The 14,050-nt window shown below is 64.5% G+C and carries 11 protein-coding genes; 6 read left to right on the top strand and 5 right to left on the bottom strand.

Translation table 11 applies throughout. The features are described 5' to 3' along the window. Positions 1 to 116 precede the first annotated feature (116 nt). From PAQ31011_RS03470 to PAQ31011_RS03490, 5 genes are all read left to right on the top strand, one after another. The gene (locus tag PAQ31011_RS03470) at positions 117 to 1,403 is read left to right on the top strand and encodes an MFS transporter (protein ID WP_150574476.1); all 1,287 of its coding nucleotides are present in this window, start codon (positions 117 to 119) and stop codon (positions 1,401 to 1,403) included. A gap of 95 nt (positions 1,404 to 1,498) precedes the next feature. Beyond that, positions 1,499 to 2,527, top strand: a complete 1,029-nt coding sequence (locus tag PAQ31011_RS03475) for a threonine/serine dehydratase family protein (RefSeq protein WP_150574477.1) — start codon at positions 1,499 to 1,501, stop codon at positions 2,525 to 2,527. 7 nt (positions 2,528 to 2,534) lie between these two features. Next, positions 2,535 to 3,560, top strand: a complete 1,026-nt coding sequence (locus tag PAQ31011_RS03480; RefSeq protein ID WP_150574478.1) for an ornithine cyclodeaminase family protein — start codon at positions 2,535 to 2,537, stop codon at positions 3,558 to 3,560. Between the two features lie 192 nt (positions 3,561 to 3,752). Then, positions 3,753 to 4,319, top strand: coding sequence for a cysteine hydrolase family protein (locus tag PAQ31011_RS03485; protein WP_150574479.1), 567 nt, complete (start codon positions 3,753 to 3,755; stop codon positions 4,317 to 4,319). A gap of 48 nt (positions 4,320 to 4,367) precedes the next feature. Next, positions 4,368 to 5,378 carry a GlxA family transcriptional regulator gene (locus PAQ31011_RS03490; RefSeq protein WP_150574480.1) on the top strand — a complete coding sequence of 337 codons (1,011 nt, stop codon included), beginning with the start codon at positions 4,368 to 4,370 and terminating at the stop codon, positions 5,376 to 5,378. Between the two features lie 18 nt (positions 5,379 to 5,396). On the opposite strand, the gene PAQ31011_RS03495 is transcribed toward PAQ31011_RS03490, so the two are convergent. Further along, positions 5,397 to 7,763 carry a hypothetical protein gene (locus PAQ31011_RS03495; RefSeq protein ID WP_150574481.1) on the bottom strand — a complete coding sequence of 789 codons (2,367 nt, stop codon included), beginning with the start codon at positions 7,761 to 7,763 and terminating at the stop codon, positions 5,397 to 5,399. Between the two features lie 364 nt (positions 7,764 to 8,127). Here PAQ31011_RS03495 and serB point away from each other — a divergent pair, with 364 nt between their 5' ends. Further along, positions 8,128 to 9,027 (top strand): phosphoserine phosphatase SerB, encoded by a 900-nt coding sequence (serB, locus tag PAQ31011_RS03500; protein ID WP_246179319.1) that lies wholly within the window; start codon positions 8,128 to 8,130, stop codon positions 9,025 to 9,027. A gap of 103 nt (positions 9,028 to 9,130) precedes the next feature. On the opposite strand, the gene PAQ31011_RS03505 is transcribed toward serB, so the two are convergent. The 4 genes from PAQ31011_RS03505 to rimO form a co-directional block, all read right to left on the bottom strand. Continuing rightward, the gene (locus PAQ31011_RS03505) at positions 9,131 to 10,348 is read right to left on the bottom strand and encodes a cystathionine beta-lyase (protein WP_150574482.1); all 1,218 of its coding nucleotides are present in this window, start codon (positions 10,346 to 10,348) and stop codon (positions 9,131 to 9,133) included. A gap of 53 nt (positions 10,349 to 10,401) precedes the next feature. Continuing rightward, a complete protein-coding gene (gene bktB / locus PAQ31011_RS03510; RefSeq protein WP_150574483.1) occupies positions 10,402 to 11,583 on the bottom strand; it encodes a beta-ketothiolase BktB in 1,182 nt (393 codons plus the stop codon). A gap of 135 nt (positions 11,584 to 11,718) precedes the next feature. Continuing rightward, positions 11,719 to 12,672: a sugar kinase gene (locus tag PAQ31011_RS03515; RefSeq protein ID WP_425495077.1), complete on the bottom strand. Its 954-nt coding sequence runs from the start codon at positions 12,670 to 12,672 to the stop codon at positions 11,719 to 11,721. Then, positions 12,672 to 14,039 (bottom strand): 30S ribosomal protein S12 methylthiotransferase RimO, encoded by a 1,368-nt coding sequence (gene rimO / locus PAQ31011_RS03520; RefSeq protein ID WP_150574484.1) that lies wholly within the window; start codon positions 14,037 to 14,039, stop codon positions 12,672 to 12,674. Before rimO ends, PAQ31011_RS03515 begins: the two co-directional genes overlap by 1 nt. Positions 14,040 to 14,050: the final 11 nt, after the last annotated feature.

Below are 14,050 nucleotides of genomic sequence, written 5' to 3' on the forward strand. Positions count from 1 at the left end.
TGACCCGCCTCACCCGAAGCAGTACGCAGTGACAGACGCCTAAAGCAAGGGCGCACAGGACATCCATCCGCAAGATAACAAGTACGTACGCCAGACAGGTTTTGGAGATCTCGCCCATGAGCGCAAGCGCAGCCCCCAACGCGACGGCACAGGCCGGTCGCACTTCCCCGCACGCCTGGCGTGTGATCGTATCGGCCTCGATCGGTAACGCGCTCGAATGGTTCGATCTCGTGGTGTATGGCTTCTTCGCCGTGACCATCGCGAAACTGTTCTTCCCGACCGGCAACGACACGGTGTCGCTGCTGCTCACACTCGGCACGTTCGGGGTGTCGTTCTTCATGCGTCCGCTAGGCGCGATCGTGATCGGCGCGTACGCCGACCGCGCGGGACGCAAAGCGGCCCTGACCCTCTCGATCCTGATGATGATGGTCGGCACGCTGCTCATCGCCATCATGCCGACGTACTCCGCCATCGGTGTGCTCGCGCCCATCGGTATCGTCATCGCCCGTATGGTGCAGGGCTTCTCGGCCGGCGGCGAGTTCGGCAGCGCAACGGCGTTTCTGGCCGAACACGCGCCGGCGCGTCGCGGCTTCTTCTCAAGCTGGCAGGTCGCGTCGCAAGGTTTGACAACGCTGCTGGCCGCCGGCTTCGGCGCGTTGCTCACCGGCAACCTGTCGCCCGAGGCGATGGCCTCGTGGGGCTGGCGCGTGCCGTTCTTCTTCGGTCTGCTGATCGGGCCGGTGGCGTATTACATTCGCCGCCGTCTGGACGAGACGCCTGAGTTCCTCGACATCGAACCGACGCAAAGCCCGCTGCGCGACACCTTCGCCAGCCAGAAGGAACGCCTGCTGCTCGCCATCGGCGTGGTGGTGATGGCCACGGTTGCGACGTACCTGGTGCTTTACATGCCGACGTACGCCGTCAAGCAACTGGGTCTGCCGTCGTCGGCCGCCTTCTCGGCGGTGCTGCTCACCGGCGTGGTGCAACTGATCGTCGCACCGATCGTGGGTCATTGGTCGGACACGCACGGTCGCATCAAGCCGATGCTCGCAGCCGCCGTGGCGCTGCTGGTGCTCGTCTACCCGATGTTCCGCTTCCTCGACGCGAACCCGACGTTCGGCTCGCTGATGGTGTTCCAGATCGTGCTCGGCCTGCTGATGACGACCTACTTCGGCGCGCTGCCCGCCCTGCTCACGGAACTGTTCCCGGTGCAGGTGCGCACCACCGGCCTCTCGCTCGGCTATAACATCGCCGCGACCGTGTTCGGCGGCTTCGCACCGTTTATCATCACGTGGCTGATCGGTGCGACGGGCAACAAGCTCGCGCCGAGCTTCTATCTGATTTTCGCAGCGCTTATCAGCATTACCGCGCTGCTGCGCAGCCGCAAGATCGGCATGCGCTGAGTCCGAGTTCGACAATCAGGGCAGCGATGCGGGGCGCCCGCCCCGCACTGTCCTGACATCGGCTCGGATTCCCTAACTACGGAGACACAGTCCAAGTGACGCAATCGACCCCTGCCCTGCACGACGAGACCATCGACGGCCAACCCGTCCCGACGAAAGACGCCATCGCCGCGCTGCACGAGAAGCTCCAACCCTACGTGCGCACGACGCCCGTCTTCACGCGCCGCGACTTTCCGACGCTCGGCAACACCGAAGTCACGTTCAAGTACGAACTCTTGCAGGCGTCGGGAACGTTCAAGGCACGCGGCGCGTTCTCCAACCTTCTCTCGCTCGATGAAGTACAGCGCAAAGCCGGCGTGACGTGCGTGTCTGCTGGCAATCACGCCGTGGCCGTCGCTTACGCCGCACAGGCGATGGGCGTGGCCGCCAAGACCGTCATGCTCAAGACGGCCAGCCCGGCGCGTTCGTCACTGTGCCGCGAGTACGGTGCGGACCTGATCCTCGCGGAGAACGTCCATGAGGCGTTCGACATCGTCAAGCGCGTGGAACAGGAGGAAGGCCGCTACTTCGTGCATCCGTTCAACGGATACCGCACGATCCTGGGCACGTCCACGCTCGGTTACGAGTGGATGCAGCAAGCCCCGAATCTCGATGCCGTGATCGTCCCCATCGGTGGCGGCGGTCTGATCGCCGGCGTGGCGACGGCCATCAAGCTGTTCGCGCCGCACGTGAAGGTCTACGGCGTGGAGCCGGCGGGTGCCGACGCCATGGCGCAGAGCTTCGCGCAAGGCGGCCCGATCAAGATGGGGCCGATGACCGGCATCGCCGACAGCCTCATGGCACCGCACACCGAGCTGTACGGCTACACGCTGTGCCGCCGTCATATCGACGAACTCGTGACCGTCACCGACGACGAGATGCGTGCGGGTATGCTCACGCTGTTCCGTCAGTTGAAGCTGGCTGTCGAACCGGCATGCGCCGCGGCAACCGCAGCACTGATGGGCCCGCTGCGCGACAAGCTCATGGGCAAACGTGTGGGCGTGCTGCTGTGCGGGACGAACACCGACACCGCCACGTTCAACCGTCACATCGAAGCCGCACTGGCTGCCGAAGCCAACGGCTAAGCGAAACATGTCCGCCACCCACGCCTCCCCGCCCGTCCTGCTCCTCGACGCCGCGCAGATTGCCGCGCTGATGCCAGTCGCTGACGCGATCCCCGTCATGTCCGACATGTTCGCTGCGCTCGCGCGCGAACAGATCCACCTGCCGCTGCGTCAGATCATCCGGCCGCCGGAAGCGCTCGGCGCGAAAGGCCTGCTCGGCATGATGCCTGCCTTTCTCGGCAGCGAGGCAAGCGGCCTGCCGGTCTACGGCGCGAAGGTCGGTACGTTCTTTCCGGGCAACAGCGCGCTCGGCAGAGACCCGCATCAGGGTTGCGTCCTGTTGATGAGCGGTGAGACGGGCGAACTGCTCGCCGTCATGAACGCGGCGGAGATCACCGGCATTCGCACGGCCGCCGTGACCGGGCTGGCGACGCGCCTGCTCGCCCGTCACGACGCCTCGCGACTCGCACTGATCGGCGCGGGACATCAGGCCCACTGGCATCTCGCTGCACTCGCCGCAGCACGGCCGTTGCAGCACGTGCGTGTAGCGAGTCGTTCGTTGGCGACGGCGCAGGCGTTCGTCGAGAAGGAACAGCCGAACTACGACTTCCGCCTGGAAGCGGCCGAGAGCGTGGAAGCGGCGGTGTGCGACGCCGACATTGTGACCACCGTGACGAACTCGACCGACCCCGTGCTGCAAGCGGGCTGGATTGCACCGGGCACGCACGTGAATCTCGTCGGCAGCAGCACGCCGCGTCATCGTGAAGCCGATACGATGCTCATGGCACGTGCTCAGTTGTTCGTCGATCGTCGCGAGTCGACCGTCAACGAATCCGGGGACTACCTGGCCGCGGCGGCCGAAGGTCGGATCGGACCGGAAGACCTGCTTGCCGAGTTGGGCGATCTCGTCATCCGCTCGCATCCCGGTCGCACTGACACCGAATCCGTCACGCTGTTCAAATCGCTCGGCATGGGCGCGCAGGACGTGGCGCTGGCCGCCGCGCTTTACCAGCGTGCGCAAGCGGCCAATACCGGCGTACGCGCCGCGATCTGAGACACGTCGTCCGGGGTACGCCGCCTGGGCCGACGTGGCTCGGCGGCCCCGGGGAATAACGCGACCGACATGACTGAGGATGCTCACGCAGAATGTCCGAATCCGTCCGATTCTGGTCGTGAGAGGTTCTGTCACCCTGACGATCTGCGCCGTAAGATGGCTCCATCGTCACTCACTCCCCGGAGTCCTCTCATGTCGCAAAACCAGCAAACCCAATCGTCGCGCACCGCGCTGCTCGTCATCGACGCACAAGAATCGTTCCGCCAACGCCCGTACTGGCGCGAAGACGATCTGGCCGTGTACTTCGACCGCCAACAGGCGCTCGTCGACGGTGCCGTGGCACGTGGCGTACCGGTCGTGCAGGTCTTTCACATCGCCTCGGGTCACTTCTCGCGCGACTCCGGTTTCGTGCGCACGCTGGAAGAACTGAAGATCTCGCCGGCCTTTACCGTGGACAAGGTCAAGCACAGCGCGCTGGCGGGATCCACGCTGGGCGCATGGCTCGTTGAGCACGGCATCACGCGGCTGATCGTCTCGGGTATCCGCACCGAGCAATGCTGCGAGACGACCACGCGTGCGGCGTCCGACGCCGGCTACGCCGTCGATTTCGTGACGGAAGCGACGCTCACGTTCCCGATGCAGCATCCGCGCACCGGCCGCGAGCTGTCCGTCGCCGAGTTGAAGGAACGCACGGAAACCGTGCTGGTGGATCGTTTCGCCCGTATCGTGACGGTTGAGGAAGCGCTCGCGGCGGTGTAACGTCGCAGCATCCGCCACTGTCTGAATCTGTCCTGCGCGACCGACGCCATGCCACGACTGCAACCCGTCTACCTGCTGGTCATGCCGAACACGCTGTTGCTTGATGTGGCAGCCCCGGCCGAAGCGCTGCGTATCGCGAATCACCAGCAGGACGAGGTACGCTTTGTTCTGCATTACGTCGGCACGCAACCGTCGGTCGCCACGTCCATCGGCCTGCGTCTCTCGCCGCTCGACGTGCTGCCCGACACGCTCCCGGCCGACGCCTGGCTGGTCGTCACGGGCACGGTCGAGAAGCCCTTGCCCGTTCAGACCGTCGACGGCGCGCATGCCGATGCGGCGCAGGCGCATTTGCCCGACGCCGAAGCCCACGCCATCGCGTGGCTTCGGCGCATCGTCCGCCCGACACATCAGTTGGCCTGCATCTGTACCGGCGCGCTGCTGGCCGCCCGTGCGGGATTGCTCGACACGCTCGCCTGCACCACGCATCACGGCAGCTGCGATCAGCTCCGGTCGCTGGCACCGGGCGCACGCGTGGCCGACAACCGACTGTATGTGCGCGACGGCAACGTATGGACCAGCGCGGGCGTCACGACCGGGCTCGATCTGATGCTGACATTGATCGCCGATGCAACGAGTCCTCTGTGTGCGGCGGCTGTCGCGCGGCAGATGGTCGTCTACGCACGACGCGCCGGAGCCGACCCGCAGCTGTCGCCCTGGCTGGAAGGACGCAACCATCTGCATCCTGCGTTGCATCGCGTGCAGGACGCCATCGCGGCCGATCCAGCGAACGACTGGACGCTCGCCACCATGGCGAACATCGCCTGCACGAGCGAGCGGCACGTCACGCGGCTGTTTCGCGAGCATGCGGGCGTCGCGCCCATCGATTACCTGCATCGGCTTCGCATCGCGCTCGCACGCGAAATGCTGGGCAACAGCCACCTCGATCTGGAGCACATTGCACAGCGCGCCGGGTTCGGTTCGAGCCGCCATCTGCGTCGCGTGTGGCACAAGTTCGAGACGCTGCCGCCCAGTCGCTCACGGCCGCATCTCGCCGGTTGACGACGCAGCGCGCCCCCATCAGATCCGGTTGGGGTGCCACCCTAGCGGCGCGGCATTGGACCAGTCGGGCACACTGACCGTGCGCGTGCCTTCTCGCCAGTCGTACGCACGAACACCGGGCACCGCTTCGTACTCGCGAATGGCGGAAACGATCTCCGTAACATTCTCGAATTCGCGGTATTGCACACAGCGCCCCGCCGCGTGCCGACGATACGTGGCGAGCCAGTCGGACTCGCCTTGGATCGCCGTTTCCTCGCGCGCACCCGCCGCCAGTGCCCGACACATGAACAAATCGACAACAAGACGTATCGGAGACACGGTTTCGCGCATCGACTGCGGGGCCCTCCCTGTCAGCGCAAGCGACATCGACGGGAACGCCTGATTCGGCCCGGTCCAACTCAGGATCAGACGGTACTTGATATCGCTCGCACCCAAAGCACGCATCCGAGTCGCGATCGCATTGACAAGCGCCGTCTTGTCGCGACCGAACCGACCGCCCTTATCCGGCGCGTTGTTTTTCAGTTCGGTCGCGATGACGCTATCCGAACCGAATGCATCCATTGCGCGCCGAATGCCGGTCTGCGTCAGGCGACCACTTTGCACCACCGCTGCAATCCGCTCGCCGAAAACGCCCGGCGTCCCCGGTTCGACCCACAGCGTCACCGGCGTTGGACCGGACAGCGTTGCGCCGTTGCGTGTCACGTTGAGGAAGCCGTTGTTTGACAGCAGGTCCAGACGCCGAAGGGTGCCGGGCGTGGGTGCCTCGACACGCGAACGGCACCACGCAGCAACTTGCCCCCCGCCAAGACTAAGCATCTCGTGATGCACGTCGCTTCTCGCTTCGTCGAGCGGACTTTCCCCCGTCAGGAAAATCCGGTACCCGGGCGGAATGCTTCGTATATCGGCGGTGTCGAAGATCCTGCGGAACGCGTCGGCCATCGGGTCTTGCTCTGCCGCGCCGCCTCCCGGCAGCACCTCGTCGCTTACGACGGCCAGTGCGGGACCGAAGCGTTCATCCTCGTCCGCCTCGCTGCGCGCCAACATTGCGACGCCGAAAGTGTCATGGCGAAGCGCGAACTCGACAAGATTCGCCGCTTCGCCGCGTACCCGTTGAGCGTTATATCGCTGCCGACTTCGGGAAAGCAGGTCCAATATGCATTGTTCGCACTGCTCGGCCGAGCGATGCGGCGGCGGGCCGTCTGCAAATTCATCGAAGTTCGCCCCTGCCATCGTTTCGCCGAGAAAGTGCGCCAATGGCAGGCTAGGCGCGTCGTGCCACTCGTCGGACTCGCTTCGAAAAATGTGATCGGTGGGCACATAGCGGTTCTCGCCCGGCGCGACGAGCGCTCTGACCAGCGCGACGATCGCCTGCCCTTCATCATCGGACGTGTGCCGCGCTGCCTGCGCGATCAGGTACAACAGATCGTGATCTCGCTCGACAGGGACGTTCCCGCCGCGCGTGATCCGATCTTCGAACCACTGCTTTGCGCGCTGTACGAGCACCGTGAAATCCGGCGTTGGTGTCTCAAAGACGATTTCGCAAACCGCGAGTCCTTGAGACGGGTCGCCCCCATCCACCATCACATGCGCGAGCGTCGCTGCGTCAGCATCGCTCAGGTGGCGCGCCAGGAACGCACGCAGATCCGGATTGATGGCTACGTCCGTGCTGCCACGCCACAATGCCTCCCCCGTGGTGAGCGACAGGAGCATATGCCCCTGATCGCCTTTCATTGCCACAACGCCACCGATCCGTACATCGTTGAGCCTGATCGTGCCCACGCCGCAGGTTCGATGAAGACGAGAGAGCATCAGGGATCGCTGGACCTGCGGCACACGCCCGAAGTGCCAGAGCAGCAGGCCTGCTTCCACGCGCTCGAAGACGTTCTTGAGCGCAGCCTCGAATGCGGGCGTCCAACATTGCTGCAACGCTACCGTCGAAGGGGCTACCTCGCTCACGCCGTGTTCCAACAGCGTGGCCGAAGCGGATGTTGTCGTTTGAAGCGAACCGTGCAACGTCGCTGTCTCGTTTGCCTCGACACCGTAGCGGACGGCTTGCCATTGCGACACCACCGTTTCCCATTTCACCAGACTCGGATCCACAAGTGGATCGCCGGTACGACGAGGTGCACGGGTCACGTATTTTTCCGTCGTCTTCGGCGCGAGGGTCGATTTGTCGGAGGGCTTGAGGTAGCCCGCGACCTCCGATCGAACGCCGTTAAGGGCGGTCTCGTTGACTTTGAGTTTCGGCAGCGCGTCGAACGGTGACTCCACCCAAATGTGGAACAGCTGACCATCGCACTCGACGATGTCGTCTGGCCCCCACACCGACGCGGGTGCCGACACGAGGGCATGCACGACACGCGCGCTCCATGGCGCGTCGGCCATCGGATCACATCGCGCTGGAGGCACGTTGTTCGTTCGCTGCGATGCCTCCGCGTCCAGCCGTGGTTCGCTCTGAAGCGCGGACATGCCGGATGGCGGTCCGAAGAATCGAAACTGTGACGAGATCTGCATGTGCATGTCCCCTGCCCTCGGTTGACGACCGGTATCTGCTGCCGTATCTGCTGCCTGCGCCCAAATACTCCTGCCGACGTCAACCCGTCTGAGTTCACTTTTCGCTCAACGCGCAGCCATTGGGAAATGGTGCTGGTGGGGGTGCATCGCTGTAAAATGCGAAACCAGTCGCGCGCGTCGGCCCCTTGGGGCCAGCTTCGAACGCCCGCTGCGCACACTCACTCAGACTTTTCAGATGGCTCACGACCTCGTCATACTGGGGCCCACCGCTCCGACCGCCCCCGATGCGGGCACCACAACACAGCGCGCCGGTGGCCTGAGCGCTGCACTATCGGCCCTTCAGTCGCTGGTGCCGGGCTTGACGCCTGACGTGGCGCAAGGTGCCGTCCGTTTTCGCGATATCGCCGATACCCCTGCACTGCGCGCTGGCATGACAACGCTGGCGCAGCAGTATCCGGTCGACATCGCCATTGTCGACAGCGCACGTCGATTGACGGACTTCAAGCTCGTGGCCATGGACATGGACTCGACGCTCATTACCATCGAGTGCATCGACGAAATCGCGGATTACTGCGGTCTGAAAGCGGAAGTCTCGGCGATTACCGAAGCCGCCATGCGCGGCGAGATCAAGGATTTCAACGAAAGCCTGACGCGGCGCGTGGCGCTGCTCAAGGGGCTCGACGCCAGCGCGCTGGAGAAGGTCTACGAAGAACGTCTGCAACTCTCTCCCGGTGCCGAGAAGATGCTGCGTGGCGTACAGGCACTCGGCATCCGCACCTTGCTGGTTTCCGGGGGCTTCACGTTCTTCACGGATCGCCTGAAGGCACGCCTGAATCTCGATGTGACGCGGGCGAATACGCTGGAAATCGTCGACGGTAAACTCACCGGACGCGTGCTGGGCGAGATCGTCAATGCGGAAGTCAAGGCACGCACGGTGACCGAAGTGGCCGCGCAGTTTGGCGCGACGCCGTCACAAGCCGTCGTGATGGGCGACGGGTCGAACGATCTTCAGATGATGGCGATCGCCGGACTGTCGGTAGCGTTCCGTGCGAAGCCGGTGGTGCGCGAGAAGGCGTCGGTGGCGTTCAACCACGTGGGACTCGACGGGCTGCTCTCTCTATTTCGCAGCCACTGAACGTCGCGAGTGCGACGCTCGTGTACGGACGCCGTGAGGCGTCCGTCACCCTCTTCGCGAGGCATGGCACCCAATTCCGGTGCCATGCATGCCGACAAGGCGCTCAGCCGCCGAGATGCGCCTTCAGGCTGGCTTCGATATCGGCTTGCAGATCGCGCACGTCTTCCAGACCCACATAGAAGCGCACCAGACCGCCCTTATGCGGCCACGGCGTGGCCGTGCGCATGGACGGCACGCGATACGGCAGTGCAAGGCTATGCGCCCCGCCCCAGCTGAAACCGATCTTGAACAGGCGCAGTCCTTCGATGAAGGCATCGATCTGTGCTTGCGAGTAGCGCTCGTCGAACACCACCGAGAACAGGCCGCCCGCGCCCGTAAAGTCGCGCCGGAAATGTTGATAGCCCGGGCAGTCTTCGAACGCGGGATGCAGCACGGCGGCGATCTCGTGACGCGTTCCCAGCCAGGTGGCCAGCGTCATGGCGGACCGGTCGTGCGCTTCGAAGCGCAATTGCAGGTTACCGAGGCTGCGCAGTACGAGACTGCAATCGTCGGCCGACACCCCGACGCCCAAGCGCATGCGCGCTTGCTTCAGACGATGGTGAATGTCGTCGTCGATGGTCACGACGCCGCCCATCAGAATGTCGCTACCGCCCGATTGGTACTTGGTCAGCGCCTGCACCGAGATGTCCACACCATGATCGAATGGACGGAACGCCAGCCCGGCGGAGTACGTGTTATCGATGGCGGTGAGCACACCACGCTCACGGGCCACGCGCGCAATGGCGGGAATGTCCGGCACTTCCATCGTCACCGAGCCTGGCGCTTCCAACCAGATCAGCTTCGTATTCGGCTGAATCAGTGCGCCGATGCCGTCACCGATCATCGGATCGTAGTAGCGCACCGTGATCCCCCACGCCTGTGCCAGCCAGTCGCCGTGATCGCGATTCGGGCCGTAGGCGTTGTCGGGAATCAGCACGTCGTCGCCGCTCTTGATGAGCCCGAAGTACACGTTGGAGATGGCGGACAGCCCCGAAGGGAAGAGTAAGCAGTGCTTGCCGCCTTCGAGCGCCGCGAGGCGTCGCATCAGCTCCATCGACGTGGGCGTGGCATGCAGACCGTAGCGCCACTGGCTGTCGTTCTTCCAGTCGAGCGAGCGCATGGCCGCCAGATCGGGGAAGACCACCGTCGACGCGCGCGCCACCGGCACCGGCATGGCCGAGAAACCGGCGGGCAACTGTGTGTCGGTGTGCAGAATATTGGTTTGCCAGTGCCAGCCGTTGGCTTCCGGCTTGTCGAGGGGCTTGCGGTTGTCTTGCGTCATCACGGCTCCGGAAAAGGCTTGGGCCGGCAACAACGCCGGCCCCCGGGAGTAACTTACACGCGCTCGAACACGGCCGCAATGCCCTGACCGCCGCCGATACACATGGTCACCAGTGCATACCGGCCGCCGATGCGCTGCAACTCGTGCAGTGCCTTGACGGTAATGAGCGCGCCCGTCGCACCGATCGGGTGGCCCAGCGAAATGCCGGAGCCGTTCGGGTTCACTTTGGCGGGATCGAAGCCGAGATCACGCGTGACCGCGCAGGCCTGCGCCGCGAAGGCCTCGTTAGCCTCCACCACGTCGATGTCGTCGACCTTCAGGCCGGCACGCTCCAGCGCCTTGCGCGACGCCGGCACGGGGCCGATACCCATGTAGTTCGGATCGACGCCGGCGTGTGCGTAGCTCACCAGACGCGCGAGCGGCTTCGCACCACGTCGCTCGGCTTCAGCGCGTTCCATCAGAATGAGTGCGGCGGCCGCGTCGTTCAGACCGGACGCGTTGCCGGCAGTGACGGTGCCATCCTTTTCGAACACGGGGCGCAGCTTCGCCATGTCGGCCAGAGTGACGTCCGCCCGCACGTGCTCGTCGGTCGTGAAGGCCACGTCGCCCTTCTTCGACTTCAGCGTGATCGGCACGATCTGATCGTTGAAGTAACCCGCCGCCATGGCACGTGCGGCGCGCTGGTGCGATTCCACGGCGAGATTGTCCTGATCTTCGCGCGTAATACCCCACTTCTTCGCGATGTTCTCCGCCGTCACCCCCATGTGGATGTTCGCGAACGGATCGTGCAACGCACCCAGCATCATGTCGACGAGACGCGACTCGCCCATGCGCGTGCCCCAGCGTGCGCCGGGCATCACATACGGCGCACGGCTCATGCTCTCCGCGCCGCCCGCCATCGCCACATCGGTGTCGCCGAGCAGGATCGATTGTGCCGCCGAGACCACCGCCTGCAGGCCGGAGCCGCACAGACGGTTCACGGTCATCGCGGGGGCGTGCTGGCTCACGCCGGCTTCAATGGAAGCCACACGTGCCAGATACATGTCTTTGGGTTCTGTGTGGATGACGTTGCCGAACACGACGTGTCCGACGTCTTCACCGCCGACCTGCGCGCGGGCCATGGCCTCGCGGGCGACGATGGCGCCGAGCTGCGTCGGCGCGAAGTCCTTCAGGCTGCCGCCAAAATCACCAATCGCGGTACGTACACCACTGACGATCACGACCTCTCGTTCCATGTCTCTTCTCCGGGTGGATATAGGTTTGCAACGAGTATAGCGCCGTAGGGGTTACCTCGATGGCAGGCGCATTGGAGGGAAACTTCGATGACAGCGCTTGCACCGCGCTGCCCCTTCCCTCAATGGATTCGCCGTTTAGCTCGCCAGTTGCTTGAGCACCTGCTCGGCGCTCGGCACCGGCGCGACCGCACCGTAACCGGTGGTCGAGAGTGCCGCGCAGACGTTGGCGTAACGCGCAGCGGCGAACGGATCGTCGCCCAGCGCCAGACGCGCGATGAAAGCGCCGCCGAAGCAATCGCCTGCGCCCGTGGCGTCGACGGCCTGCACCGGGTACGGTGCGACGATGCGACGCTCCTGCGGGGTCGCGACGTAGCAGCCCTCACGTCCGAGCTTGAGCGCCACGACCTTCACACCGTGGGAGAGCAGTTCGTCGAGAATCGCGTCGCGGTCTTCCAGGCCGGTGACCGCCGTCACGTCGTCCCAGCTCGGCAGGCAGACGTCGGTCAGGCTGAACGCTTCACGCATCGTGGCGCGCGCGCGGGCGAGCGGCCACAGTTTGAGACGCAGATTCGTGTCGAACGACACTTTGCCGCCGGCGGCGCGAATCTTCGACATGGCGTCGAAGGCGGCGTCGCAGGCGTTCACGCTGATCGCCAGGCTGATGCCCGACAGATGCAGAAACTGTGCGCCCGCCAGCGCCTCGCAAGGCAGATCCTGCGCGTGATAGCGGCTCGCAGCAGAACCTGCGCGCAGATAGTCGAAGTGGTGGCCGTTATCGTCGTGCGAGACGAAATAGACGCCGGTCGGCGACTGGCCGTCAACGCGCACGTAACGCGTATCGACCTGTTCGTCGCGCCACAGATCGAGCAGCATGCGGCCGAAGAGGTCGTCGCCCACGGCGCTCACGAAGCCCGTGCTCACGCCCTGACGGCGCGCGGCAATGGCGAAGTTGGACGTGTCGCCGCCAAAGCCTTGCAGATAGCGACGGGCATCATCGGGCGACTGGTTGAACTCGACCATCGCTTCGCCCATCGCGAGCACTTGCGGCGTTTGCATCGTTTGCACCGTTTTCGAATCCTGCTGCGTCATCAGACCACCTCGCCCCACAGATCGTGACCGTCGGCACCGGTGACTTCGACGTTGACGAACTCGCCGACCTTGAGGCGCTTCGCCGCCTTGGCGGTCGGCTCGATGTACACGAGGCCGTCGATTTCCGGGGCATCGGCGGCCGAGCGGGCGATGCCGCCGTCCTGATTGATTTCGTCGACGATCACCTGAATCGTCTTGCCGATCTTGCGCTGCTGACGCTCGGCCGAAATCTCCTCGGCCACTTCCATGAAGCGTGCACGGCGCTCTTCACGCACTTCGTCCGGCAATGCACCCGGCAGTTCGTTGGCGCGTGCGCCTTCGACCGGCGAATAGGCGAAGCAGCCCACGCGGTCGAGTTCGGCTTCGCGCAGGAAGTCCAGCATGTATTCGAATTCGGCTTCGGTCTCGCCCGGGAAACCGGCGATGAACGTACTGCGGATCGTCAGGTCCGGGCACATCTTGCGCCAGGCCTGAATGCGCTCCAGATTCTTCTCGCCCGAGGCCGGACGCTTCATGCGCTTGAGCACGTCCGGGTGGGCGTGTTGCAGCGGCACGTCGAGATACGGAAGGATGTGGCCTTCGGCCATCAGCGGAATGATCTCGTCGACGTGCGGATACGGATAGACGTAGTGCAGACGCACCCATGCACCGTATTGCTTGGCCAGTTCGCCCAGCGCGGTCACCAGTTCGGTCATGCGCGTCTTGAGCGGACGGCCAGCCCAGAAGCCGGTGCGGTACTTCACGTCGACGCCATACGCACTGGTGTCCTGCGAGATCACCAGCAGCTCCTTGACGCCTGCCTTGAACAGGTTCTCGGCTTCGAGCATCACTTCCGCGACCGGGCGCGAATCGAGATCGCCTCGCATCGACGGGATGATGCAGAACGTGCAGCGATGGTTGCAGCCTTCGGAAATTTTCAGATAGGCGTAGTGACGCGGCGTGAGCTTGATGCCAGCCGGCGGAACGAGATCGGTGAACGGATCGTGCGGCTTGGGCAGGTGCGTGTGCACTGCGCTCATCACCTCACCCACGGCGTGCGGACCGGTGACGGCGAGCACCTTCGGGTGCACGGCGCTCACGATGTCCTGACCGGCGGCGTCTTTCTTCGCGCCCAAACAGCCGGTGACGATCACCTTGCCGTTCTCGGCCAGTGCTTCGCCGATGGCATCGAGGCTTTCCTGCACGGCGTCGTCGATGAAGCCACAGGTGTTGACCACGACGAGATCGGCACCGTCATAGGTACCGGCAATGTCGTAGCCTTCGGCGCGGAGTTGGGTCAGGATCTGCTCGGAGTCGACCAAAGCCTTGGGGCAGCCGAGCGAAACGAAGCCGACCTTGGGGGTGCCGGCGGGCGATGGGCGGGACATGGGGCGAAATC

Origin of the sequence: Pandoraea aquatica (genome assembly GCF_902459565.1) — a bacterium.
GTDB classification, from domain to species: domain Bacteria; phylum Pseudomonadota; class Gammaproteobacteria; order Burkholderiales; family Burkholderiaceae; genus Pandoraea; species Pandoraea aquatica.